The organism is Pseudomonas sp. IT-P294, from assembly GCF_949767865.1.
Taxonomy (GTDB): domain Bacteria; phylum Pseudomonadota; class Gammaproteobacteria; order Pseudomonadales; family Pseudomonadaceae; genus Aquipseudomonas.
Genome location: NZ_CATKQW010000022.1, coordinates 303,227 through 328,706, shown reverse-complemented (window position 1 = coordinate 328,706; position 25,480 = coordinate 303,227). Strand labels below are relative to the sequence as shown.

Annotated in this window: 23 protein-coding genes and 1 pseudogene; 11 read left to right on the top strand and 13 right to left on the bottom strand. The window is 59.8% G+C overall.

The genetic code is table 11. The annotated features are described in order from the left end of the window. Window positions 1-4: 4 nt before the first annotated feature. Both rep and ACM6I0_RS16645 read left to right on the top strand, forming a co-directional pair. Window positions 5-2,014, top strand: a complete 2,010-nt coding sequence (gene rep, locus ACM6I0_RS16650) for a DNA helicase Rep (RefSeq protein WP_414922834.1) — start codon at window positions 5-7, stop codon at window positions 2,012-2,014. A gap of 56 nt (window positions 2,015-2,070) precedes the next feature. Next, window positions 2,071-2,643: a xanthine phosphoribosyltransferase gene (locus ACM6I0_RS16645; protein ID WP_020799401.1), complete on the top strand. Its 573-nt coding sequence runs from the start codon at window positions 2,071-2,073 to the stop codon at window positions 2,641-2,643. A gap of 129 nt (window positions 2,644-2,772) precedes the next feature. Here the strand turns inward: ACM6I0_RS16645 and ACM6I0_RS16640 are convergent, their stop codons facing one another. The 6 genes from ACM6I0_RS16640 to dadA all read right to left on the bottom strand — a co-directional run bounded on the left by ACM6I0_RS16640 (window position 2,773) and on the right by dadA (window position 8,903). After that, window positions 2,773-4,695, bottom strand: a complete 1,923-nt coding sequence (locus ACM6I0_RS16640; RefSeq protein ID WP_285431690.1) for an acetyl-CoA hydrolase/transferase C-terminal domain-containing protein — start codon at window positions 4,693-4,695, stop codon at window positions 2,773-2,775. Window positions 4,696-4,830: 135 nt separating this feature from the next. Next, a complete protein-coding gene (locus ACM6I0_RS16635; RefSeq protein WP_315903125.1) occupies window positions 4,831-5,244 on the bottom strand; it encodes a c-type cytochrome in 414 nt (137 codons plus the stop codon). Between the two features lie 182 nt (window positions 5,245-5,426). Then, window positions 5,427-5,975, bottom strand: a complete 549-nt coding sequence (locus ACM6I0_RS16630; RefSeq protein ID WP_007947433.1) for a cupin domain-containing protein — start codon at window positions 5,973-5,975, stop codon at window positions 5,427-5,429. Window positions 5,976-6,103: 128 nt separating this feature from the next. Then, window positions 6,104-7,177 (bottom strand): alanine racemase, encoded by a 1,074-nt coding sequence (gene alr / locus ACM6I0_RS16625; RefSeq protein WP_285431689.1) that lies wholly within the window; start codon window positions 7,175-7,177, stop codon window positions 6,104-6,106. A gap of 96 nt (window positions 7,178-7,273) precedes the next feature. Beyond that, a complete protein-coding gene (locus tag ACM6I0_RS16620) occupies window positions 7,274-7,627 on the bottom strand; it encodes a RidA family protein (RefSeq protein ID WP_285431687.1) in 354 nt (117 codons plus the stop codon). Then, window positions 7,599-8,903, bottom strand: coding sequence for a D-amino acid dehydrogenase (dadA, locus tag ACM6I0_RS16615; RefSeq protein ID WP_285431685.1), 1,305 nt, complete (start codon window positions 8,901-8,903; stop codon window positions 7,599-7,601). Before dadA ends, ACM6I0_RS16620 begins: the two co-directional genes overlap by 29 nt. A gap of 157 nt (window positions 8,904-9,060) precedes the next feature. Here dadA and ACM6I0_RS16610 point away from each other — a divergent pair, with 157 nt between their 5' ends. Next, window positions 9,061-9,549, top strand: coding sequence for an Lrp/AsnC ligand binding domain-containing protein (locus ACM6I0_RS16610; RefSeq protein WP_003177284.1), 489 nt, complete (start codon window positions 9,061-9,063; stop codon window positions 9,547-9,549). A gap of 116 nt (window positions 9,550-9,665) precedes the next feature. On the opposite strand, the gene ACM6I0_RS16605 is transcribed toward ACM6I0_RS16610, so the two are convergent. Beyond that, window positions 9,666-10,019, bottom strand: coding sequence for a YkgJ family cysteine cluster protein (locus tag ACM6I0_RS16605; protein ID WP_064680422.1), 354 nt, complete (start codon window positions 10,017-10,019; stop codon window positions 9,666-9,668). A 147-nt stretch (window positions 10,020-10,166) separates the two neighbouring features. Between ACM6I0_RS16605 and ACM6I0_RS16600 the strand changes: the two genes are divergently transcribed. Beyond that, window positions 10,167-11,480, top strand: a complete 1,314-nt coding sequence (locus tag ACM6I0_RS16600) for an NAD(P)/FAD-dependent oxidoreductase (RefSeq protein WP_414922833.1) — start codon at window positions 10,167-10,169, stop codon at window positions 11,478-11,480. Window positions 11,481-11,623: 143 nt separating this feature from the next. Here ACM6I0_RS16600 and ACM6I0_RS16595 read toward each other — a convergent pair whose 3' ends face one another. Then, entirely contained in the window at window positions 11,624-11,869 is a 246-nt protein-coding gene (locus ACM6I0_RS16595) for a DUF1127 domain-containing protein (RefSeq protein ID WP_414922832.1), read from the bottom strand. A 179-nt stretch (window positions 11,870-12,048) separates the two neighbouring features. Between ACM6I0_RS16595 and ACM6I0_RS16590 the strand changes: the two genes are divergently transcribed. Both ACM6I0_RS16590 and ACM6I0_RS16585 read left to right on the top strand, forming a co-directional pair. Then, window positions 12,049-13,470 (top strand): PLP-dependent aminotransferase family protein, encoded by a 1,422-nt coding sequence (locus ACM6I0_RS16590; RefSeq protein ID WP_414922831.1) that lies wholly within the window; start codon window positions 12,049-12,051, stop codon window positions 13,468-13,470. 72 nt (window positions 13,471-13,542) lie between these two features. After that, window positions 13,543-15,111: a phospholipase D family protein gene (locus ACM6I0_RS16585; RefSeq protein ID WP_414922830.1), complete on the top strand. Its 1,569-nt coding sequence runs from the start codon at window positions 13,543-13,545 to the stop codon at window positions 15,109-15,111. 31 nt (window positions 15,112-15,142) lie between these two features. On the opposite strand, the gene ACM6I0_RS16580 is transcribed toward ACM6I0_RS16585, so the two are convergent. Together ACM6I0_RS16580 and ACM6I0_RS16575 are read right to left on the bottom strand one after the other, a co-directional pair. After that, complete coding sequence (locus tag ACM6I0_RS16580; protein WP_414922829.1) at window positions 15,143-16,288, bottom strand: MFS transporter; 1,146 nt, start codon at window positions 16,286-16,288, stop codon at window positions 15,143-15,145. A 179-nt stretch (window positions 16,289-16,467) separates the two neighbouring features. Beyond that, window positions 16,468-17,961, bottom strand: coding sequence for an aldehyde dehydrogenase (locus ACM6I0_RS16575; protein WP_285431676.1), 1,494 nt, complete (start codon window positions 17,959-17,961; stop codon window positions 16,468-16,470). 237 nt (window positions 17,962-18,198) lie between these two features. On the opposite strand from ACM6I0_RS16575, the gene ACM6I0_RS16570 reads away from it, so the two are divergent. Continuing rightward, a complete protein-coding gene (locus tag ACM6I0_RS16570) occupies window positions 18,199-18,561 on the top strand; it encodes a cupin domain-containing protein (protein ID WP_259154030.1) in 363 nt (120 codons plus the stop codon). A gap of 191 nt (window positions 18,562-18,752) precedes the next feature. Here ACM6I0_RS16570 and rpmG read toward each other — a convergent pair whose 3' ends face one another. Next, complete coding sequence (rpmG, locus tag ACM6I0_RS16565; RefSeq protein WP_007894709.1) at window positions 18,753-18,908, bottom strand: 50S ribosomal protein L33; 156 nt, start codon at window positions 18,906-18,908, stop codon at window positions 18,753-18,755. Window positions 18,909-18,919: 11 nt separating this feature from the next. Beyond that, window positions 18,920-19,153 (bottom strand): 50S ribosomal protein L28, encoded by a 234-nt coding sequence (gene rpmB, locus ACM6I0_RS16560; RefSeq protein WP_003176907.1) that lies wholly within the window; start codon window positions 19,151-19,153, stop codon window positions 18,920-18,922. A gap of 446 nt (window positions 19,154-19,599) precedes the next feature. Between rpmB and ACM6I0_RS16555 the strand changes: the two genes are divergently transcribed. Then, window positions 19,600-21,186, top strand: a complete 1,587-nt coding sequence (locus tag ACM6I0_RS16555) for an ABC transporter substrate-binding protein (protein ID WP_414922828.1) — start codon at window positions 19,600-19,602, stop codon at window positions 21,184-21,186. 136 nt (window positions 21,187-21,322) lie between these two features. On the opposite strand, the gene radC is transcribed toward ACM6I0_RS16555, so the two are convergent. After that, entirely contained in the window at window positions 21,323-21,997 is a 675-nt protein-coding gene (gene radC / locus ACM6I0_RS16550) for a RadC family protein (protein WP_285431672.1), read from the bottom strand. Between the two features lie 136 nt (window positions 21,998-22,133). Here radC and coaBC point away from each other — a divergent pair, with 136 nt between their 5' ends. The 3 genes and pseudogenes from coaBC to ACM6I0_RS16535 all read left to right on the top strand — a co-directional run. Beyond that, the gene (gene coaBC / locus ACM6I0_RS16545; protein ID WP_090178016.1) at window positions 22,134-23,342 is read left to right on the top strand and encodes a bifunctional phosphopantothenoylcysteine decarboxylase/phosphopantothenate--cysteine ligase CoaBC; all 1,209 of its coding nucleotides are present in this window, start codon (window positions 22,134-22,136) and stop codon (window positions 23,340-23,342) included. 5 nt (window positions 23,343-23,347) lie between these two features. After that, complete coding sequence (dut, locus tag ACM6I0_RS16540) at window positions 23,348-23,803, top strand: dUTP diphosphatase (protein ID WP_414922827.1); 456 nt, start codon at window positions 23,348-23,350, stop codon at window positions 23,801-23,803. A gap of 287 nt (window positions 23,804-24,090) precedes the next feature. Further along, window positions 24,091-25,464 (top strand): annotated as a pseudogene (locus ACM6I0_RS16535) (phosphomannomutase/phosphoglucomutase); the annotation flags it as partial. Window positions 25,465-25,480: the final 16 nt, after the last annotated feature.

Sequence of the window (25,480 nt, the reverse complement as noted above, 5' to 3'; positions counted from 1 at the left end):
ACGCATGTCCCGACTCAATCCCCGGCAGCAAGAAGCCGTGAGCTACGTCGGCGGCCCTCTTTTGGTGCTCGCCGGTGCAGGCTCCGGCAAGACCAGCGTGATCACGCGCAAAATTGCGCACTTGGTCCAGAACTGCGGCATCCGCGCCCAGTACATCGTCGCCATGACCTTCACCAACAAGGCCGCGCGCGAGATGAAGGAACGGGTCGGCACCCTGCTCAAGGGCGGCGAAGGCCGTGGCCTGACCGTGTGCACCTTCCACAACCTGGGCCTGAACATCATCCGCAAGGAACACGTGCGGCTGGGCTACAAACCGGGCTTCTCGATCTTCGACGAGACCGACGTCAAAGCCCTCATGACTGACATCATGCAGAAGGAATACGCCGGCGACGACGGCGTCGACGAGATCAAGAACATGATCGGCTCGTGGAAAAACGACCTGATCCTGCCGGCCGAAGCCCTGGAAAACGCACGCAACCCCAAGGAGCAGACCGCCGCCATCGTCTACACCCACTATCAGCGCACGCTCAAGGCGTTCAACGCGGTGGACTTCGACGACCTGATCCTGCTGCCGGTGAAGCTGTTCCAGGAACACGCCGACATCCTCGAAAAATGGCAGAACAAAGTCCGCTACCTGCTGGTGGACGAATACCAGGACACCAACGCCAGCCAGTATTTGCTGGTGAAGTTGCTGATCGGCACGCGCAACCAGTTCACCGTGGTGGGCGACGATGACCAGTCGATTTACGCCTGGCGCGGGGCGCGGCCGGAAAACCTGATGCTGCTCAAGGACGACTATCCGTCCCTGAAAGTGGTGATGCTGGAGCAGAACTATCGCTCCACCAGCCGCATCCTGCGGTGCGCCAACGTGCTGATCTCCAACAACCCGCACGAATTCGAAAAGCAGCTGTGGAGCGAAATGGGCCACGGCGACGAAATCCGCGTGATCCGCTGCCGCAACGAAGACGCCGAAGCCGAGCGCGTGGCCGTGGAACTGCTGACCCTGCACTTGCGCACGGACCGGCCGTACAGCGATTTCGCGATCCTGTATCGCGGTAACTACCAGGCCAAGTTGATCGAGCTGAAGCTGCAACACCACCAGATTCCGTATCGACTGTCCGGTGGCAACAGCTTTTTCGGCCGCCAGGAAGTGAAAGACCTGATGGCCTACTTCCGCCTGATCGTGAACCCGGATGACGACAACGCCTTCCTGCGAGTGATCAACGTTCCGCGCCGGGAGATCGGTTCGACGACGCTGGAGAAGCTGGGCAACTACGCCACCGAACGCAAGATCTCGATGTACGCCGCCACCGACGAAATCGGCCTGGGCGAACACCTGGATGCGCGCTTCACCGATCGCCTGTCGCGCTTCAAGCGCTTCATGGACAAGGTGCGCGAACAGTGCGCCGGCGAAGACCCGATCTCGGCGCTGCGCAGCATGGTCATGGACATCGACTACGAGAACTGGCTGCGCACCAACAGCTCCAGCGACAAGGCCGCCGATTACCGCATGGGCAACGTCTGGTTCCTGATCGAAGCGTTGAAGAACACGCTGGAGAAAGACGAAGAAGGCGATATGACCGTCGAGGACGCCATCGGCAAACTGGTGCTGCGCGACATGCTGGAACGTCAGCAGGAAGAGGAAGACGGTGCCGAAGGTGTGCAGATGATGACCTTGCACGCGTCCAAAGGCCTGGAATTCCCGTACGTGTTCATCATGGGCATGGAAGAGGAAATCCTCCCGCACCGTTCCAGCATCGAAGCCGACACCATCGAAGAAGAACGCCGGCTGGCCTACGTAGGGATTACCCGGGCGCGTCAGACCCTGGCCTTCACCTTCGCCGCCAAGCGCAAGCAATACGGCGAGATCATCGATTGCGCGCCGAGCCGCTTCCTCGATGAGTTGCCGCCGGACGATCTGGCCTGGGAAGGCACCGACGACACGCCCGTCGAGGTCAAAGCCGTTCGCGGCAATACCGCATTGGCGGATATACGCGCGATGTTAAAGCGCTAGAATCGACTACTTTTTAACCAGCCTTAGACGCTCAGCCGTCCTTAGAGGAAAGCTTCATGGAAGCACTGCACAAGAAAATTCGCGAAGAAGGCATCGTGCTTTCCGACCAGGTCCTGAAAGTCGACGCCTTTCTGAACCACCAGATTGATCCGGCCCTGATGAAGCTGATCGGCGACGAATTCGCCACGCTGTTCAAGGACTCGGGGATCACCAAGATCGTCACCATCGAAGCCTCGGGCATTGCCCCGGCGATCATGACCGGTCTGAACCTGGGCGTCCCGGTGATTTTTGCGCGCAAGCATCAGTCCCTGACCCTGACCGAAAACCTGCTGTCGGCGACCGTCTACTCGTTCACCAAGCAGACCGAAAGCACCGTGGCGATCTCCCCGCGCCATCTGACCAGCAGCGACCGCGTGCTGATCATCGATGACTTCCTGGCCAACGGTAAGGCATCGCAAGCGCTGATCTCGATCATCAAACAGGCTGGCGCCACCGTTGCCGGTCTGGGAATCGTGATCGAGAAGTCGTTCCAGGGCGGCCGTGCGGAACTGGATGCGCAGGGTTATCGGGTTGAATCCCTGGCTCGCGTTCAGTCGCTGGCCGGCGGCGTCGTCACCTTCATCGAATAACCAGCAGCAAACGCATTTCCCCTGTGGGAGCCAGCCTGCTGGCGATGACGTCGTGTCAGTCAAAACCTTCATGACTGACAGATAGCCATCGCCAGCAGGCTGGCTCCCACAGTTGTTTTGTGTTGGCTGTTATTGCGTGGTGGCCTTCAGGCCAGTGAGCAACAGTCGCTGAAACAAATCCTCTTTCAAACCTTCCGGCTTCGTCAGCTCCATCCGCTCCAGATGCTCGGGAAACGATGAAGGTTCTGGCGCATCCAGCGCGGCCTTGCCAAGCTCCAGAATCTCCGTCAGCTTGAATTTGCTCTTCAGCCAGTTCAGCGCCCGCAACAGATCCCGCTCCACCTCAGTGAAATCGCACCCCAGCGGATACTCCGGAAACAAGTTCGGATGCTGTGCCTGGATCGCCTGCAAACGCTGCGGACTGTTGTCGGCAAAACGCGGATCGATACGGAAATTCTTCGGCAACTTGCCAACGCTCTGTGCCTGCTCGATCAATCCCGGCTGGAAGCGAGAGTCGCTGATGTTGAGTAACGCCTCGATCACCGCCGCGTCAGTCTTGCCGCGCAAATCGGCGATGCCGTATTCGGTGACAACGATGTCACGCAAATGCCGCGGGATCGTGCAGTGGCCATATTCCCAGACGATGTTCGAACTGACTTCGCCCCCCGCCTCGCGCCAGCTGCGCAGGATCAACACCGAACGCGCGCCTTCCAGCGCATGGCCCTGGGCGACGAAGTTGTATTGCCCGCCAACGCCGCTGAGCACCCGACCGTCTTCCAATTGATCGGCCACGCCGGCACCGAGCAGCGTCATGGTAAACGCGGTGTTGATGAAACGCGCATCGAGGCGCTGCAAGCGTTTGAGTTCTTCCTGACCGTAGAGCTCGTTGATGTAGCTGATGCGGGTCATGTTGAATTCGAGCCGCTTGTTTTGCGGCAGTTCGCGCAAGCGCTCGTAGAAACTGCGTGGCCCGAGGAAGAACCCGCCGTGCACCGAGATGCCGTCACTTTGCGCGGCCTCGTCCAGGGTGCCGGCATTCGCCTGTTGCTGGGTCGGCACGTCCGGGTAGACCTTGCGCCGCACGATCCCGGCGTCGGCCAACACCAGCAAACCGTTGACGAACATTTCGCTGCAACCGTAGAGGCCTTTGGCGAAGGGCTCGACACCGCCTTCGCGGTCAATCAATTGCGCCCACTGGCTGAGATTGATATCTGCCAGCAAGGCCTTGTAACCGACATTGTCAGCCTGCCGCGCCAACAAGGCGGCGGTCAGGGCATCGCCCATGGAGCCAATGCCGATCTGCAACGTGCCGCCATCGCGCACCAGGGTGCTGGCGTGCAAGCCGATGAAGTGATCCTGGAATCCGACGGGCATGTTCGGCGTCGAGAACAATGTGGTGTTGTCCTTCTCGTCGATCAACAGGTCGAAAGCGTCGATGCCGACTTCCGCATCCCCCGGCATATAGGGCAGATCGTTGTGCACCTGACCAACCAGCAGGATCGTCTCACCCGCCGCCCGCCGTTTGGCGATCATTGGAAACAGGTCGAGGGTGATGTCCGAGTTGCAGCTCAGACTGAGGCGATCGGGGTGCTCGCCATGGCTGGCCACCAATTGCGCCACCAGGTTCAAACCGGCGGCATTGATGTCCCGCGCGGCATGGCTGTAGTTGCTGCTGACGTAATCCTGCTGGGCCGACGCGCTATGCAGAAGGCTGCCCGGTTGCATGAAGAATTGATGCACATGAATGTTGCTCGGCAGGCTGTCGCGCTGCAGTCCCGCAAGGAAATCCAGTTCCGGATAATCGCCAAACACCCGCTCGATGAAGGGTTCGAGAAAGCGCTTTTGCAAACCGTCGCCCAAGGCAGGACGACCCAGGCACAGGGCGGTGTAGATCGTCAGCTGCCGCTCGGGCAATTGCGCGACACGCTGGAACAGCGCATTGACGAAATGGTTGGGTTTACCCAGACCGAGTGGCAGACCCATGTGGATATGCGCTGGCAACCGCGCCAACACATCATCGACCGCTTGCTCGATAGAACACAGCTGCACCATCAGATCTTCCCTTACATTCCGTGAATTGGGGTTGGACCGAGCTTGCCGTGTCTTTGCTGCAATGAATAGCCTGCGAGGGTAAATCGCGGGCACAAAAAAGCCGCTCGCAAGCGGCTTTTTGTTGAAGAGACAGGCTTATTTCAGGCCGGACATCTTCTCGATCGCGCCTTTCAGCTCGGGATCGGAGCAATCGGCACAGGTGCCTTTTGGCGGCATGGAATTGATACCGGTGATGGCTTTGGCCAACAGACCGTCAAGGCCGCCTTGTTCTTTGGCACGTTTGCCCCAGTCCGCCGCGTCGCCGATTTTCGGCGAGCCCAACAGGCCGGTGCCGTGGCAAGCGTTGCAATGTTTTGCAATCACTTCATCAGGGGTTTTGGCACCGCCGCCGCCAGCAGAGGCAGCCACTTCCATCCCCTTGCACTCTTGACCTGTCACACAGACCTGGCCGACAGGCTCAAGGCGCTTGGCAATATCGTCGTTCGTCGCAGCTTGAGCGCTGACAGCCCATAGGGCCAATACGGTTGCTGGTGCAGCCAGCATTTTCATAATTAGATTCACGCGTTCACCCTCAATGGTGGCTAGTCACGCCCACGGCCACGGTTCGCAGGCGGGCGCAAGTATAACGGTAAGCCCGCCGCACTGAAACAACCCCAAAGTCGAAGGGGTCTTGTGACGCGGCGGAAAAACACTTCGGGTGCCGCCGCCATACTGGCAGGACGCCTCTTCTCTTAGAAATTGGCTGGCGTGGCTGCGCTGATTAGTCGCGCCGGCGCATCGAACGGATTACGGAAACGGTGTGGCTTGGTACTTTCAAAGTAGTAGCTGTCGCCGGCTTCGAGCACAAAAGTTTCGAGCCCGACCACCAATTCCAGTCGCCCTTCTACCAAAATCCCGGTTTCCTCGCCCTCATGGGTGAGCATTTCGTCACCGGTGTCGGCGCCAGGCGGGTAGATTTCATTGAGGAATGCGATAGCCCGGCTCGGATGAGCCCGGCCGACGAGTTTCATGGTCACTGCGCCATCGGAAATATCGATCAGTTCGTTGGCTTTGTAGACGATCTGCGTCGGTTTTTCCTGCAGGATTTCTTCGGAAAAGAACTCGACCATGGACATGGGAATCCCGCCCAGGACTTTCCTCAGCGAACTGATCGAGGGACTGACGCTGTTCTTCTCGATCATCGAAATCGTGCTGTTGGTCACACCCGCGCGCTTGGCGAGCTCACGCTGGGAAAGTCCTTTGAGCTTACGGATGGATTGCAGTCGTTCACCGACGTCCAATGCTAGCGCCTCCAGGGATTCAGGTTGTTTGAATATTGAGCGTTATCATGGCGAGAGCGTTCAGTATTTACAACACTTGGACCTGAATCCTGTTCAGCGAGGCGACTTCCGGTGCGTAGCGTTTGGCCTTAACCCTCGCAATAGAGCATTGGCACCCGACGCAGGTTGCAGAAGATTTGGTAAGGAATCGTCCCGGCAGCCGCCGCGACATCACTGGCGAGGATGTTTTTACCCCACAACTCGACAGTGGAACCCAGACCGGCCTGCGGCACATCGGTCAGGTCGATGCAGAGCATGTCCATCGACACCCGGCCGATCAACTGACTGCGTTGTCCGGCGACCAACACCGGCGTACCGGTCGGCGCCTGGCGCGGGTAACCATCGGCGTAACCCATGGCCACCACGCCGACACGCATCGGCTTGGGCGTAATGAATTTGGCACCGTAACCAATCGGCTCACCAGCCGGCAGTTCCCGCACGCAGATCACTTTCGATTCCAGCGTCATCACCGGTTGCAGGCGCGATGCTACGGCGTTGGCTTCCTCAAACGGCGTCGCGCCGTAGAGCATGATGCCGGGACGAACCCAATCGCTCGGAATCTGCGGCCAACCCAGCACTGCTGGCGAGTTGCGCAGACTGATCTCGGCCGACAAACCTTTACGCGCGGCTTCAAACACCGCGACTTGCTCGGCGCTAGCCTGATCGTGCAGCTCATCGGCCCGGGCGAAGTGGCTCATCAGCACAATCTTCGCCACCTTGCCGCTGGCCAGCAGCCGTTGATAGGCCGCCTGATAATCCTTGGGATGCAGCCCCACGCGGTGCATGCCCGAATCGAGCTTGAGCCAGACCGTGATCGGCTTGCTCAACGTGGCTTTCTCGATGGCTTCGAGCTGCCACAACGAATGCACCACGCACCAGAAATCATGCTCGACGATCAGCGACAGCTCATCGGCTTCGAAAAAACCTTCGAGCAACAATACCGGCGCACGAATACCGGCGGCACGCAGCTCCAACGCCTCTTCGATACACGCCACGGCGAATCCGTCCGCCTCGGCTTCCAGCGCCTGGGCGCAACGCACCGCGCCATGGCCGTAGGCATCGGCCTTGATGACCGCGAGGGCCTTGGCCCCAGTGATTTCACGGGCGATCTGGTAGTTGTGACGCAGGGCTTGAAGGTCGATCAGGGCACGGGCTGGACGCATGGCGGCAGGCTTCTAGGCGGTCATTGGAATAAAAACCGGCGCTGGCGGGCGGCGTGAACCGCCGACAGCACCGGAAGAGGGATCTTTCTGACAGGCTTATGGCAGAGCGGCGACAACCGACAGCTCAACCAGAATTTCCGGTTCACACAGCTTCGACTCAACAGTCGCGCGGGCCGGGGCGACGCCTTTTGGCAGCCACTTGTCCCATACCGCATTCATGCCTTCGAAGTGCGCATCAATGTCTTTCAAGTAAATCGTCACCGACAGCAAATGGTGCTTGTCGGTCCCCGCCAGATCCAGCAAACGCTCGATGTTGGCAAGGCTTTCACGGGTCTGCTGTTCAATCCCGGCGTTCATATCGTCGCCGACTTGCCCTGCCAGATACACGGTGCCGTTATGGCTGACGATCTGGCTCATGCGCTCATTGGTGAGCTGGCGCTGGATTGACATGTTTTGCGGACTCCTGGGTTTTTTTACCGTAACGGGAAATATCGAGACCTTCGGCGCTGATCTGCGGCGTTTTCTTCGCCATCAGGTCAGCCAGCAAGCGACCGGAGCCACAAGCCATGGTCCAGCCGAGTGTGCCGTGACCGGTGTTCAGGAACAGATTCTTGAACGGTGTGGCGCCAACAATTGGCGTGCCATCAGGAGTGGTCGGGCGCAGACCGGTCCAGAAACTGGCCTCGGCCAGATCGCCGCCCTGAGGATAGAGGTCGTTGACGATCATCTCCAGGGTTTCGCGCCGACGCGGGTTCAGCGACAGGTCAAAACCGGCGATTTCAGCCATGCCGCCGACGCGGATGCGGTTGTCGAAACGGGTGATCGCGACCTTGTAGGTCTCGTCGAGAATGGTCGACGTCGGGGCCATCGCCGGGTTGGTGATCGGCACGGTCAGCGAGTAACCCTTGAGCGGGTACACCGGCGCCTTGATCCCCAGTGGCTTGAGCAGTTGCGGCGAGTAGCTGCCGAGGGCCAGCACGTAGCGGTCAGCGGTTTCCAGCTTACCGTCGATCCACACGCCGTTGATGCGGTCACCGGCGAAATCGAGCTTCTGGATATCCTGGCCGAAACGGAATTCCACGCCCATCTTGACGGCCATTTCGGCCAGGCGAGTAGTGAACATCTGGCAGTCGCCCGTCTGATCGTTCGGCAGACGCAAGGCACCGGCGAGGATGTCGGTGACGCCGGCCAGCGCCGGCTCAACGCGGGCAATGCCGGCGCGGTCGAGCAGTTCGAACGGTACGCCAGACTCTTTCAGCACGGAGATGTCTTTCGCCGCGCCATCGAGCTGGGCCTGAGTGCGGAACAGCTGGGTCGTCCCAAGGCTGCGGCCTTCGTAGGCAATGCCGGTTTCAGCGCGCAATTCGTCGAGGCAGTCACGGCTGTACTCGGACAGACGGACCATGCGCTCCTTGTTCACCGCATAACGGTTGGCGGTGCAGTTGCGCAGCATCTGCGCCATCCACAAGTATTGGTCGATATCGGCAGTCGCCTTGATCGCCAGCGGTGCGTGGCGCTGCAGCAGCCACTTGATGGCCTTGAGCGGCACACCCGGCGCGGCCCACGGCGAGGCATAACCCGGCGAGACCTGCCCGGCGTTGGCGAAACTGGTCTCCATGGCAGCGGCTGGCTGACGGTCCACCACCACCACTTCGAATCCGGCACGCGCCAGATAATAAGCACTGGTGGTACCGATGACGCCGCTACCCAAGACCATAACGCGCATTTTCATATCCCTCATCGCGGCTTGCCGCTGACGTTCGTAGTTGTAGAGCATTGATGTGCGCAGTGTAAAAAAGATTAGGCAGTGCTTTTCACTATATAACTGCCTATATTTGGCGAGAATTCTCGGCAAAAACCCTTTTGACGGAGGCGCATCCCCTATGCGTACCAACACTCAAACCAAACGTGAGCTGGACAAGATCGACCGCAACATCCTGCGGATCCTGCAAGCGGACGGCCGCATCTCCTTCACCGAGCTTGGGGAAAAGGTCGGGCTCTCGACCACGCCGTGTACCGAGCGGGTGCGGCGCCTGGAGCGTGAAGGGATCATCATGGGCTACAACGCCCGGCTCAATCCGCAGCACCTCAAGGGCAGTCTTCTGGTGTTCGTGGAAATCAGTCTGGATTACAAATCGGGCGATACTTTCGAGGAGTTCCGACGCGCGGTGCTCAAACTGCCCCATGTGCTGGAGTGTCACCTGGTGTCAGGGGATTTCGACTACCTGGTGAAGGCGCGGATTTCCGAGATGGCCTCGTACCGCAAGCTGCTGGGCGACATTCTGCTCAAGCTGCCGCATGTGCGCGAATCCAAGAGCTATATCGTGATGGAAGAGGTGAAAGAGAGCCTGAGCCTGCCGATTCCGGATTGAGCCGACACTGATCGTTCCTACGCTCCGCGCAGGAACGCCTCAACGGACGCTCCGCGTTCGGCTCGTTGGGACGCAGAGCGTCCCGGGCTGCATTCCCACGCAGAGCGTGGGAACGATCAAACCAGGACTTGGCGGGTGGACGCCATGTACTCATGAATCTGCTTCTCCACCCGCGGATGAATCAGCTCCACCGGCCCGCGCCCATTGGGGCAAGGCAACGTCTTGGTCGTGCCGAACAGCCGGCAAATCAGCGGCCGTTCGTCATACACCGTGCAGCCGTCGGGCCCCAGGTGTACGCAGTTGAGTTCATCCATCGCCGCATCCTGCTCGGCCCGGGTCTTGCGCGGCAGGCGCGACATTTCTTCCGGTGACGTGGTGACCGGGCCACAGCAGTCATGACAGCCGGGGACGCACTCGAACGAGGGAATCTGTTGGCGCAACGTGCGGATTTTCTGACTGTTGCAACTCATCGAAGCGCTAACCAATGGCGGGATAGACCGGGATTCTGACGCAAAAGCCCCGATCCAGACAGCGGCAACCGACCAATGTTGCCCGTGTTGGAGTGCCCGGCTTATGCTCCGTCAAATTTTCTAGACACAAAAATCAGGACGACGCACATGACTGCCCGTGCCCAGCAACCTGCACCAAACCACCGGCACGCTGCCTCCTATTACGCGGCCAGCAGCCTGCCGCAACCCGATCATCCGGTGTTGCAAGGAGAGCTGGTGGCGGATGTGTGCGTGGTCGGCGGCGGATTTTCAGGGCTGAACACGGCACTGGAGCTGGCCGAACGCGGCTTCAGCGTGGTGCTGCTGGAAGCGCACAAGATCGGCTGGGGCGCCAGCGGACGCAATGGCGGCCAGTTGATTCGCGGCGTCGGTCACGGCCTTGATCAGTTCGCCAATGTCATCGGTGCGGACGGCGTGCGTCAGTTGAAACTCATGGGCCTGGAAGCGGTGGACATCGTCCGGCAACGGGTCGAGCGCTTTCAGATTCCCTGCGACCTGACCTGGGGCTATTGCGATCTGGCGAACAAGCCTCGCGATCTCGAAGGTTTTGCCGAAGACGCCGAAGAACTGCGCAGCCTCGGTTACCGCTACGAGACCCGTCTGCTGCAAGCCAATGAAATGCACTCGGTGGTGGGTTCCGACCGCTACGTCGGTGGCTTGATCGACATGGGCTCCGGCCATTTGCACCCCCTGAACCTGGCACTGGGCGAAGCGGCGGCCGCGCAGCAGTTGGGGGTGAAACTGTTCGAACAATCCGCCGTGACCCGCATCGAGTACGGCCCCGAGGTCAAGGTCCATACCGCCCAAGGCTCGGTGCGTGCCAAAACACTGGTGTTGGGCTGCAACGCTTACCTCAATGAACTCAATCCCGAACTCAGCGGCAAAGTGCTGCCCGCCGGCAGCTACATCATCGCCACCGAGCCGTTGAGTGAGGAATTGGCCCACTCGCTGCTGCCGCAAAACATGGCGGTCTGCGATCAGCGGGTGGCGCTGGATTACTACCGGCTCTCGGCGGATCGGCGCTTGCTGTTCGGCGGCGCTTGCCACTATTCGGGCCGCGATCCGAAGGACATCGGCGCCTACATGCGCCCGAAAATGCTGGAAGTTTTCCCGCAACTGGCCGAGGTAAAGATCGATTATCAATGGGGCGGGATGATCGGCATTGGTGCGAATCGATTGCCGCAGATCGGTCGGCTCAAGGATCAGCCGAATGTGTATTACGCCCAGGCGTATTCCGGCCATGGAGTAAATGCCACGCACTTGGCGGGCAAGTTGTTGGCTGAAGCGATCAGTGGGCAGCAGAGTGGAGGGTTTGATCTGTTCGCCCTGGTTCCCCATGTCACCTTCCCCGGCGGCAAGCATTTGCGCTCGCCGTTGTTGGCGTTGGGGATGTTGTGGCATCGGCTTAAAGAGTTGGTCTGAGAGTTTTGTTGCGCCCTTGCGGACGCCATCGCGGGCAAGCCCACTCCCACAGGGTTGGGTGGTGAACACAAAATTTGCGGATACCAAAAACCACTGTGGGAGCGGGCTTGCCCGCGAAGAGGCCCTTAAGAGCGCCACAAAACTCAGATCCGCCAGAAAGGCTTGAGCCCCTCCTCCCGCGCCTGCTCGCGACTCAATCCCACATCCCTGAGTTGCTCCGGCGTCAGCTCAAGCAACGCCTTGCGCGTGTGCAGGCGGTGCCAGAACAGACCCCAGCGACTCAGGCCGGACGGTGCGTTGCGCATGACCGCCTCGCGAGCACCGTTGCATTGCCCTGCCGCCAGTTCCTGACTGTGTAACGTCAGCCGCACATCGCTCAAGCCGTTCATTTTGATTGCTCCTGTTTACTTGGGTAGCCAGAGCTTTCATGATGCGCGGACGGCAAAAAGCATTACAGATTCAACGTAACTGTATTAATTCCATACAGATTAGGTGCTTCTGCCACTGAATCCTGTATTTTTGCCCCATCTGTACTGGTTAACCGAATCACCCAAACCGAGACTGCGCCATGACCCTTTACGTCAACCTCGCCGAATTGCTCGGCACACGTATCGAACAGGGCTTCTATCGCCCCGGTGACCGGCTGCCCTCGGTGCGGGCATTGAGTGTTGAACATGGCGTCAGCCTGAGCACGGTCCAGCAGGCGTACCGCATGCTGGAAGACAGCGGGCTGGCGACGCCCAAACCAAAGTCCGGCTATTTCGTGCCGGTGGGTCGCGAACTGCCGGAGTTGCCGGCGATTGGCCGCCCGGCCCAGCGCCCGGTGGATATTTCGCAATGGGATCAAGTGCTGGAGTTGATCCGCGCCGTGCCGCGCAAGGATGTTGTGCAACTGGGCCGCGGCATGCCGGACATCACCACGCCGACCATGAAACCGCTGCTGCGCAACCTTGCGCGAATCAGTCGACGCCAGGACATGCCCGGTCTGTATTACGACAACATCTACGGCACCCTCGAACTGCGCGAACAGATCGCCCGCCTGATGCTCGATTCCGGCTGCCAATTGACTGCCAGCGATCTGGTGATTACCACGGGTTGCCACGAAGCGCTGTCCACCAGCATTCGCTCCATTTGTGAGCCCGGCGATATCGTGGCCGTGGACTCGCCGAGCTTTCACGGCGCCATGCAGACGCTCAAGGGCCTGGGCATGAAGGCCCTGGAAATCCCGACCGACCCGATCACCGGAATCAGCCTCGATGCGCTCGAACTGGCCCTGGAACAATGGCCGATCAAGGCCATACAGTTGACCCCAAACTGCAACAACCCTCTGGGCTACATCATGCCGGAGTCGCGAAAACGCGCGTTGTTGACGCTCGCACAGCGTTTCGACGTGGCGATCATCGAAGACGATGTGTATGGCGAACTCTCCTACAGCTATCCGCGCCCGCGCACGATCAAATCCTTCGACGAAGACGGTCGCGTCCTGCTTTGCAGCTCTTTTTCCAAGACACTGGCGCCTGGCTTGCGCATTGGCTGGGTTGCTCCCGGCCGGTATCTGGAGCGGGTGCTGCACATGAAATACATCAGCACCGGTTCGACCGCGCCGCAGCCGCAGATTGCCATTGCCGAATTTCTCAAGGCCGGGCATTTCGAACCGCATTTGCGGCGGATGCGCACCCAATACCAGCGTAATCGCGACCTGATGATCGACTGGGTTACCCGCTACTTCCCCGCTGGCACCCGCGCCAGCCGTCCGCAAGGCAGCTTCATGCTGTGGGTTGAACTGCCGGAAAGCTTCGACACCCTGAAACTGAATCGTGCCCTGCACGATCAAGGCGTACAGATTGCAGTCGGCAGTATCTTTTCCGCCTCGGGCAAATACCGTAATTGCCTGCGCATGAACTACGCTGCCAAGCCCACACCGCAGATCGAAGACGCGGTGCGCAAGGTCGGCGCAGCCGCCATCCAGCTACTGGCGCAAAACGACTGAACGCCAGACTGACCTTTCTCAAGAATCCAGCGTCCATATGCCGATAACTGCCGCCACTCGGAACGATCTCACGTGAGATTCAGACAGCTACTGCCCGCTCTTCTGTTACTCACCTCGTTTCTTGGTGGCTGCGCAACCCTCGACGTTCCTCGCGAACCGAGCCAGGCGTTGCCTGCCAGCGACTCGGCGTTCGGCCGCTCGATCCAGGCCCAGGCCGCGCCTCACCAAGGGCAGTCCGGCTTTCGCCTGCTGTCCAACAGCACCGAAGCCTTCACGGCCCGTGCCGAGTTGATCCGCAATGCTCAAAGCAGCCTCGATTTGCAGTACTACATCGTTCATGACGGCATCAGCACGCGGATGCTGGTTGAGGAGTTGCTGAAGGCTGCCGACCGTGGCGTACGAGTACGGATCCTGCTCGATGACACCACCAGCGATGGCCTTGACCAGGTCATCGCCACGCTGGCAGCGCACCCGTACATCCAGATACGTCTGTTCAATCCGCTGCACCTTGGCCGCAGCACCGGCGTGACACGCACCGCCGGACGAATACTCAACCTCTCGCAGCAACACCGACGCATGCACAACAAGCTGTGGCTGGCAGACAACAGCGTGGCCATTGTGGGCGGACGCAATCTGGGGGACGAGTATTTCGACGCTGAACCGAATCTGAATTTCACCGACATCGACATGCTCAGCGTCGGGCCGGTCGCCGAACAGCTCGGACACAGCTTCGACCAATACTGGAACAGCGCGCTGAGCAAGCCGATCGACGAATTTCTCTCCAGCAAACCGACCGCCAAGGACCTGGAGAACACCCGCACGCGGCTGGAAGAGTCACTGCAAGAAACCCGCAAACAGAATCACGCGCTCTATAAGCAACTCATGAGGTTCACCACCCATCCGCGCCTGGACATTTGGCGCCGGGAACTGATCTGGGCATGGAACCAGGCGCTATGGGACGCGCCGAGCAAGGTATTGGCCAAGGACGAACCCGATCCGCATTTGCTGCTGACCACGCAGTTGGCGCCCGAGCTCAAAGGTGTCAGTAAAGAGCTGATCATGATCTCGGCGTACTTCGTCCCCGGACAGCCGGGGCTGGTGTACCTGACAGGCCGCGCCGACGCCGGGGTGTCGGTGAAGTTGCTGACCAACTCGCTGGAAGCCACTGACGTGCCGGCCGTGCATGGCGGTTATGCGCCGTATCGCAAGGCGTTGCTGGAACACGGCGTGCAGTTGTTCGAACTGCGGCGCCAGCCGGGTGCGGGTGGAGGCAGCGGTCCGCATGTGTTTCACAGCAAGGCCTACCGTGGCTCCGATTCCAGCCTGCACAGCAAGGCAATGATTTTCGACCAGCAGAAATCCTTTGTCGGCTCGTTCAATTTCGACCCGCGCTCGGTACTGTGGAACACCGAAGTCGGGGTGCTGGTGGACAGCCCCGAGCTGGCAGCCCGTGTTCGCGAACTGGCGATGCAAGGCATGGCACCCCCCCTGAGTTATCAGGCGAAACTGGAAAACGGCAAGGTGGTCTGGGTCACCGAAGACAACGGCAAGCTGCACACCCTGACCACCGAGCCGGGAAGCTGGTGGCGGCGGTTCGGGGCATGGATGAGCACGACCGTAGGCCTGGAGCGGATGCTTTGACAGGGACGATTGGCTGACTGGACGTTCAGCTTCAAGCCAGTTCAGTCACCGCGCCAAACGCGCCTTGTCGCGACAATAGAATCACCAGGCCCAAGGCACCCGCCGCCATCAGCAACGGCAACGCATGCCCGCTGATCCATTGGCTGCCAGCCCCGGCCGCCAGCGGTCCGACCAGGCAGCCAATCCCCCACAACTGCGCGATATGCGCATTGGCCCGCACCAGCGCATCGTCGCGATAGCGCTCGCCGATCAGGATCAGTGACAAGGTGAACAGCCCGCCGGCACTGGCACCGAACAACACCCACAGCGGCCAGATCAGCAACGTATCGATGAGCAACGGAATCGCCAGGCTCGATACCAGCAACACGACTGCGCACCCGGTGAACAGCGTGCGACGGGACAAGCGATCCGCCAGCGCGCCAATCGGCAGTTGCAACAAGGCATCGCCGATCACCACGGTGCTGACCATCGCCAACGCGATGTCCGTGGTGAAACCCTGGCGCAGGCAATAAACCGGCAACAAAGTCAGGATCATGGCTTCAAACGCCGCGAACAACGACACCGCCCAGGCAATCGCCGGCAAGCCACGGCAAAAGCCCAGCAAGTCGCTGAAGGTCACGCTGCAGGCTTCGCTGGTGGGCGCGCCGCTGCGACCCAGCAACAGGAGCGGCGCGGCCGTGAGCAAGCCGACGCCGACCCAGAATCCGTAATCGTGGTCCGTGCCCAACACACCAAGCAGCAGTGGCCCGGCCAACTGGCTCAACGCATAACTGCTGCCGTACAACGCCACCAGTCGCCCGCGCCATTGCTCGACCACCAGTTGATTGATCCAGCTCTCACCGAGGATAAAGACCAGCGTCAGGATCACCCCGATCATCAACCGCAACAGCAACCAGATCGGATAGCTTGGCAACAGCGCCAGTAAACCAATGGACAACGCCCCGCCCCACAGGCACATGCGCATCAGATTGGCCGTGCCCAGACGCGCCGCCAGATGGCTGGAAATTTTCGCGCCCAGCAACACGCCAATGGCCGGCATCGCCGCCATCACACCAATGGCAAATGACCCGTAACCCCAGCTTTCCAGGCGAAACGACACCAGCGGCATGCTGACGCCCAGGGCCAGGCCGACACTCAAGACAGACGCCAACACGGCGAAATAAGTCGCCCAACGCATGTTCCACGCTCCTGTGGATATTTTTATGTACAACACAAAACACTGTGGGAGCGAGCTTGCTCGCGATAACGGTTTCACATTCAACAATGACGTCGACTGTCAGACCGCTATCGCGAGCAAGCTCGCTCCCACAGGGGATCTTCGTTGAGCCGGGCCCCGGTCTCGGGGCCCGCTACAGATTACAACTTGATCCAGGTCGCCTTCAGCTCGGTGTACTTGTCGAACGCATGCAGCGACTTGTCACGGCCGTTGCCCGACTGTTTGAAGCCACCGAACGGTGCAGTCATGTCGCCACCGTCGTACTGGTTGACCCAAACGCTACCGGCACGCAGCGCACGGGCAGTCAGGTGGGCCTTGGAGATGTCCTTGGTCCACACCGCTGCAGCCAGGCCATACGGCGTGTCGTTGGCAATCGCGATGGCTTCTTCGGCTGTGTCGAATGCGATCACCGACAGTACCGGACCAAAAATCTCTTCCTGGGCGATTTTCATCGCGTTGTTCACACCGTCGAAAATCGTCGGCTCAACGTAAGTGCCACCGGTTTCCTGAAGCGTGCGCTTGCCGCCCGCCACCAGTTTGGCACCGTCGGCATGGCCAGACTCGATGTAGGACAGCACGGTGTTCATCTGCTGGGTATCGACCAGAGCGCCGACGTTGGTCGCAGGATCCAGCGGATTACCCGGCTTCCAGGTTTTCAGCGCTTCGATCACCAGCGGCAGGAAAGTGTCCTTGATCGAACGCTCGACCAGCAGGCGCGAACCGGCGGTGCAGACTTCGCCCTGGTTGAAGGCAATGGCGCCTGCAGCGGCTTCGGCTGCGGCTTGCAGGTCCGGGGCATCGGCGAACACGATGTTCGGGCTCTTGCCGCCGGCTTCAAGCCAGACGCGCTTCATGTTCGATTCGCCCGAGTAGATCAGCAGTTGCTTGGCGATCTTGGTCGAACCGGTGAACACCAGGGTGTCGACATCGTTGTGCAGGGCCAGGGCCTTGCCGACGGTGTGACCGTAACCTGGCAGCACGTTCAGCACGCCTTTCGGGATGCCGGCTTCAACGGCCAGGGCCGCGATGCGAATAGCCGTCAGCGGCGATTTTTCGGACGGCTTGAGGATTACCGAGTTGCCGGTGGACAGCGCCGGGCCGAGTTTCCAGCAAGCCATCATCAGCGGGAAGTTCCACGGCACGATGGCGCCAACCACGCCGACCGGTTCGCGAGTCACCAGACCCAACTGATCGTGCGGGGTGGCGGCAACTTCGTCGTAAATCTTGTCGATGGCTTCACCGCTCCAGCTCAGGGCTTGCGCCGCGCCGGGAACGTCGATGTACAGGGAGTCGCTGATCGGCTTACCCATGTCCAGGGTTTCAAGCAGGGCCAGCTCTTCGGCGTGCTGTTTCAGCAGGCCGGCGAAACGGATCATGGTGGCTTTGCGTTTGGTCGGCGCCAGGCGCGACCAGACGCCGGAATTGAAGGTGGCGCGGGCGTTTTCAACAGCGCGCTGGGCGTCGGCGGCGTCACAGCTGGCAATCTTGCCCAGCAGACGGCCATCGACCGGGCTGATGCACTCGAAGGTCTCGCTGGAGACGGCATCGGTGTATTCGCCATTGATGTAGGCGCGGCCTTCGATCTTCAGATCGCGAGCCCGTTGTTCCCAATCGGCACGAGTCAGGGTGGTCATTCGAGTGTCCTCCTCTTGTTGAATACGAGCGCCCCGCGTTCTTCGCGGGCGTCCTCAGGAATTCTGCCCGGCCAGCCTGCATTTTCGGCCCAAGGCAACTGCCACCCTAAACCAGCCACCCCTCATGTTTCAATATATTTGACATAAGGCCGGCAAACGGCCTTGCGATGTTCATTTTAATAAACATAGACTTTGGGCTTTCCAGCCACAGCGCCGCAATCACGGGGGATTAGAACAATGAATATCCAGGATGTCGTCGACTTCAGCCAAGCCAAAACCGAGCCCGAACGCTATAAACCGGACCAGGCAAAAATCCTCAAAGGCGACCCGGAACAAGTGGTTTACAACCACTACAACAGCCCTTGCGGCCAGTTGAACGCAGGCGTTTGGGAAGGCGCTGTTGGCCAGTGGCTGGTGAATTTCACCGAGCACGAATACTGCGAGATCGTTCAGGGCGTCTCAGTGCTGCGCGACAATGACGGCAACAGCAAAACCGTGCGCGCGGGTGATCGCTTCGTGATTCCGGCCGGGTTCCGGGGCACCTGGGAAGTGCTGGAAACGTGCCGCAAGATCTATGTGGCGTTTGAACAGAAGGCCTGAAGATTTTTGCTGTTTGGGCTCGCCCCTTCGCGAGCAAGCCCGCTCCCACACTTGATCTGCGTCGTTCACAAATCCAATGTGGGAGCGGGCTTGCTCGCGAAGAGGCCCTGACAGGCAACACATAACCCGCAGGCAACAAAAAAGGCCCGTATCTCGCGATACGGGCCTTTTTCGTAAGAGGGAAAAATCAATTACTTGATTTTGCCTTCTTTGTAGATCACGTGCTTACGAACAACCGGATCAAATTTCTTGATCTCGATTTTGTCCGGAGTAGTGCGCTTGTTCTTGTCGGTAGTGTAGAAGTGACCAGTACCGGCGCTCGAAATCAAACGAATCAATTCACGCATGATTAGCTCCCTTAGATCTTGCCAGCGGCGCGGATTTCGGCCAGCACGACAGTGATGCCGCGCTTGTCGATGATACGCATGCCTTTGGCAGATACGCGCAGACGCACGAAACGTTTCTCTTCTTCAACCCAGAAGCGGTGATGCTGCAGGTTCGGCAGGAAACGACGACGGGTTTTGTTGTTTGCGTGGGAAATGTTATTCCCAGTCACCGGACCCTTACCGGTAACTTGACATACTCTCGACATGCCTCAGCCCTCTAAAACCACATGCCCAACCCGGCATGGGTTGGCCGCTTAATCTCTCAGTCATTTGGCGCCAGGCGCCGCGTTTCTTTAGAGGTCTTACCGGCTACACCTACAAGTGAAGGAACCGGGCCCCTAGAAAAGAGCGCTGCTTTATACCAGAAAGACTAGAGAGCAACAACTTTCCGTGTGCACGGACTTTATAAAAACCCGGTTTTTCTGGCTTCAAGCGCCTTGGATAAAGGCTATCGTCGACAAAGACCGCTCGTCGCAGAGAATCGGCCAACAGGCCAATCCAGGGTTTCCTCGGTCCGCACGCACCGAAAACAATCGCACATACTCCCCTTAAAATGAAAAAGGGGATAGTCATTTGCAAAAGAGCCCTCTAGGGTAAGCCTTTTCCAGACTGCACTTGCAGATGGGCCTTCGATCTGTAAAGGAATCCGACCATGCGCCTCGCTGCCCTACCGCTGCTGCTTGCCCCGCTTCTATTGAGCCCGCTGGCCCATGCCGCCGCCCTGACCGTCTGCACCGAGGCCAGCCCTGAAGGGTTTGACGTGGTGCAATACAACTCGCTGACCACCACCAATGCCTCGGCCGATGTGCTGATGAATCGCCTGGTGGACTTCGATACCGCCAGCGGCAAAGTGGTCGCCAGCCTCGCAGACAGCTGGGAAGTCACGCCCGACGGCCTGACCTACGTATTCAAACTGCACCCGCAAGTGAAATTCCACCGCACTGAATATTTCAGCCCGACGCGTGAGCTGACCGCCGAAGACGTGAAGTTCAGTTTCGACCGCATGCTCGACCCGGCACATCCTTGGCACCAGGTGGCTCAAAGTGGCTTCCCGCACGCCCAGTCGATGCAGTTGCCAGCGTTGATCAAGAAGATCGATGCTCTGGACCCGCTGACCATACGCTTCACCCTCGACCACCCGGACTCGACCTTCCTCGCAACCCTGAGCATGGGCTTTGCTTCGATCTATTCAGCTGAATACGCTGACAAGCTGCTCAAGGCCGGCACCCCGGAGAAATTTAACAGCCAGCCGATCGGCAGCGGTCCATTCGTGTTCACGCGGTTCCAGAAAGACGCTTCGATTCGCTACAAGGCCAACCCGGACTACTTCCGCGGCAAGCCTTCGGTGGACCCGCTGATCTTCGCCATTACCCCGGATGCCAACGTGCGGCTGCAGAAGCTGCGCCGCAACGAATGCCAGATCGCCTTGTCACCCAAGCCTCTTGACGTACAGGCCGCGCTGAAAGAGCCGACGTTGAAAGTCGAAAAGACCGAGGCCTTCATGACCGCGTTCGTCGGCATCAACAGCCAACATCCGCCGCTCGATAAACCTGAAGTGCGCCAGGCCATCAACCTCGCGTTCGACAAGGCCAACTACGTCAAAGCCGTTTTCGAAGACACCGCCGAGCCCGCCAACGGCCCGTACCCGCCCAACACCTGGAGCTACGCCAAAGGTTTGCCGGGCTATCCCCATGACGTCGAGAAAGCCAAGGCATTGATGGCCAAGGCCGGACTCAAGGACGGCTTCCAGACCACCATCTGGACCCGCCCGTCGGGCAGCTTGCTGAATCCGAACCCGAGCCTGGGCGCCCAATTGCTGCAGTCCGACCTCGCGGAAATCGGCATTCAGGCGGAGATCCGCGTGATCGAGTGGGGCGAGCTGATTCGCCGCGCCAAGGCCGGCGAGCACGACTTGCTGTTCATGGGCTGGGCCGGCGATAACGGCGACCCGGACAACTTCCTGACGCCGCAGTTTTCCTGCGCCGCGGTCAAGTCAGGCACCAATTTCGCGCGCTACTGCAACCAGGACCTGGACAAGCTGATCAGCGCTGGCAAGACCACCGGCGAGCAAGGTGTGCGCACCAAACTCTACGAACAGGCGCAGGCGCAGATCCAACAGCAGGCGCTGTGGCTGCCGCTGGCTCACCCGACAGCCTTCGCGCTAACGCGCAAGGATGTCGAGGGTTATGCGGTGAGCCCGTTTGGTCGCCAGGACTACTCCAAGGTCAACCTCAAGTAATCCGCGCCACCACCAATCCCTGTGGGAGCGAGCTTGCTCGCGATGGCATCGTGTCAGTCATCCTATTCAGTGACTGAAGGGACGCTATCGCGAGCAAGCTCGCTCCCACATGGACTCAATTAATTCCGGCACCCAGTCACATCCACCCGTACTCAGCCATCGACAGCGGCTCCCCGTCCCCGATGATGAAATGGTCAAGCACCCGCACATCAATCAACTCCAACGCCTCTTGCAGGCGCTTGGTCAGTGTTCGGTCGGCTTGACTGGGGTTGGTATTACCTGACGGATGGTTGTGGCAGAGGATCAGCGCGGCGGCGTTGTGGGCCAGGGCGCGCTTGACCACTTGCCTGGGATACACGCTGGTGTTGTCGATGGAGCCGCGAAACAACACTTCAAAGGTCAGGACTTGATGCCTGGAATCCAGAAACAGACAGCCAAACACCTCGTGGGGCTCGTGGCGCAGCATTGATTTCAGGTAATCACGAACGGCCTGTGGGTTTTCCAGCGCCGATTTTTGCCGTGCGCGCTCGGCCAGATGCCGCCGGCCCATTTCCTGGGCCGCTTGCAACTGCGCAAATTTCGCAGGCCCCAGTCCCAACTGACTGCTGAATGCAGCTTGATCGGCCTCAAGTAATGAGCGCAGGCTGCCAAACTGATTCAACAGATGTCGCGCCAGATCCACCGCGCTTTTACCCGATACGCCGGTTCGTAAAAAAATCGCCAGCAGCTCGGCGTCCGAAAGGCTCCCGGAGCCCAACTCAAGCAACCTCTCCCGCGGCCGCTCGGCCGCCGGCCAATCACGAATACTCATAGCACCTCCCTGGAATGTGGGCGCCGCTGTTCCATAGCGGTCGCTGTGATATCGTAGCCCATCTTTTTTGCGGGCGATTTCATCCCTGGGGAGGGGGTATCGCCATGCAGCCACCATCGAAATGAAAGGCAGACCTATGCAGCGGCTGTATCGGAAACGCATCGTTCTGGGCGTCGGCGGCGGCATCGCTGCCTACAAGAGCGCCGACCTGGTTCGCCGCCTGATCGACCAGGGCGCTGAAGTGCGCGTGGTCATGACCCGTGGCGGCAGCGAGTTCATCACTCCGTTGACCATGCAGGCGCTGTCCGGCCACCCGGTTCACCTCGACCTGCTGGACCCGGCAGCTGAAGCCGCAATGGGCCACATCGAGCTGGCCAAATGGGCCGACATGGTGCTGATCGCCCCTGCCACCGCGGACCTGATTGCCCGCCTGGCCCAAGGCATCGCCGACGACCTGCTGACCACGCTGGTGCTGGCCACCGACGCCGTGGTCGCCATTGCCCCGGCGATGAACCAGGCCATGTGGCGCGACCCGGCGACCCAGGCCAACCTGAAAACCCTCGAGAGCCGCGACATCAAGGCTTTCGGCCCGGCCTCTGGTAGCCAGGCCTGTGGCGATGTAGGCCTGGGCCGCATGCTCGAAGCCGTCGAACTTGCCCAATGCGCGGCGGACTGCTTCAAGCGTCAGGCATTGACCGGCAAACACGTGCTGATCACCGCCGGCCCGACCCAGGAAAACATTGACCCGGTGCGCTACATCACCAACCACAGCTCCGGGAAAATGGGTTTTGCCCTGGCCGAAGCCGCTGTGGAAGCTGGCGCCCGTGTGACATTGATCACCGGCCCCGTGCACCTGCCGACCCCGGACCGCGTCACCCGCATCGACGTGGTCAGCGCTCGTGACATGCTCGCTGCCTGTGAAGCCGCGATCCCTTGCGACCTGTTCATCGCCTCGGCAGCGGTCGCGGACTACCGCCCGGAAGTCGTCGCCCCACAGAAACTCAAGAAAGACCCTACGAACGGCGACGGCTTGTTGCTACAGATGGTGCGTAACCCGGACATCCTGGCCACCATCGCCACGCGCCCCGACCGCCCGTTCAGTGTCGGTTTCGCCGCCGAAACCGAACACCTGCTCGACTACGCTGCCCGCAAGTTGAAAGACAAGAACCTCGATTTGATCGTCGCCAACGACGTCGCCAACCCGAGCATTGGCTTCAACAGTGAAGAAAACGCCTGCAGCGTGATCGACCGTGAGCTTCACGCCACACTCTTCGCCCAGACCAGCAAGAGCAAGATTGCTCGCCAGCTGATCACTTTTATCGCCGAACGTCTGAACCAGGTTTAATTTACATGCACGCTTTGCAAGCCAAGATCCTCGACCCTCGCATCGGTACCGAATTTCCGTTGCCGCAATACGCCACTCCAGGCTCCGCCGGCCTGGACCTGCGCGCCATGCTGGAAAAAGACACCGTGATCAAGCCGGGCCAAACCGTGCTGATCCCGACAGGCCTGTCCGTTTACATTGGCGATCCCGGTTTGGCGGCGCTGATTCTGCCGCGCTCCGGCCTGGGCCATAAGCACGGCATCGTGCTGGGCAACCTGGTCGGCTTGATCGACTCCGACTACCAGGGCCCCCTGATGGTGTCGTGCTGGAACCGTGGCCAGACCGATTTCAACATGGTGGTGGGCGAGCGCCTGGCCCAACTGGTACTTGTGCCCGTGGTTCAAGCGCACTTCGAAATGGTCGAAGAGTTCGTTGAAACCGAACGTGGCGCGGGCGGTTTCGGGCATTCCGGCAGCCATTGATCCCAAGTGCTCAGGCTGGGCGCCCTGCCCGGCCTGAACCTTGTCTTCGGTCTACCAGGACAACATTCTCACAAAGTTCATCTGGAAGGTTTACCGCCCAAAATCAAGGCATTGATCGGTCATTACCTCGTAAATGCAGGTGGCATGGCCTTTACACACCACGAACTCTCAGTGGAAAACGCCGTCATACCCTTCAGTTTGAGCCGGCCGACGCATTTTTCGCAGGCCTGTCCAGTCACTTTCGAGATGGAGCATTCCTACAGATGAGCAACCCAGCCCAAGTCCCACCCAAGTTTCCGGACAGCATTTTCCGCGCCTACGACATTCGCGGCACCGTCCCGGAGTTCTTGAACGCTGAAACCGCTTATTGGCTCGGTCGCGCCATCGGCGCCCAGAGCCTGGCCCAAGACGAACCGAACGTTTCAGTCGGCCGCGACGGACGCCTGTCCGGCCCTGAGCTGGTCGAGCAGCTGATCAAGGGCCTGGCGGAAAGTGGTTGCCATGTCAGCGACGTCGGCCTGGTGCCAACGCCTGCGCTGTATTACGCCGCCAACGTGTTGGCCGGCAAATCGGGCGTGATGCTCACCGGCAGCCACAACCCGTCGAACTACAACGGCTTCAAGATCGTGATCGCTGGCGATACCCTGGCCAACGAACAGATCCAGGCCCTGCATGACCGCCTCAAGACCAACAACTTGAGCAGCGGCAAGGGCAGCATCACCCAGGTCGAGATTCTCGATCGCTACAACACTGAAATCGTCCAGGACATCAAACTCGCTCGCCGCCTCAAAGTGGTGGTCGACTGCGGCAACGGCGCGGCCGGCGTGATCGCCCCGCAGCTGATCGAAGCGCTGAACTGCGAAGTCATTCCGCTGTTCTGCGACGTCGACGGCAACTTCCCCAATCACCACCCGGACCCGGGCAAGCCTGAAAACCTCGTCGACCTGATCGCCAAGGTCAAGGAAACCAACGCCGACCTGGGCCTGGCTTTCGATGGCGACGGCGACCGCGTGGGTGTTGTGACCAACACTGGCAGCATCGTCTACCCGGACCGCTTGCTAATGCTGTTTGCTCGCGACGTACTGGCGCGCAACGCCAACGCGGAAATCATCTTCGACGTCAAATGCACCCGCCGCCTGACGCCGCTGATCAAGGAATACGGTGGTCGTCCGCTTATGTGGAAGACTGGTCACTCGTTGATCAAAAAGAAAATGAAGCAAACCGGCGCCCTGTTGGCCGGCGAAATGAGCGGGCACATCTTCTTCAAGGAGCGCTGGTTCGGTTTTGACGACGGCATTTACAGCGCCGCGCGTCTGCTGGAGATCCTCAGCAAGGAAAAATCCACCGCGGAAGAGCTGTTTGCGACCTTCCCGAACGATATTTCTACGCCGGAAATCAATATCCATGTGACCGAAGAGAGCAAATTCAGCATCATTGATGCATTGCACGATGCGACGTGGGGCGAAGGCGCCGACCTGACCACCATTGACGGCGTGCGAGTCGACTACGCCAAAGGCTGGGGCCTGGTGCGCGCATCCAACACCACACCGGTGCTGGTGCTGCGTTTCGAGGCCGATGACGAGGCTGAACTGCAGCGCATCAAGGACGTATTCAAAGTCCAGTTGAAGCGTGTTGCACCTGATCTCCAATTACCGTTCTGATTTGACGAAACACCCG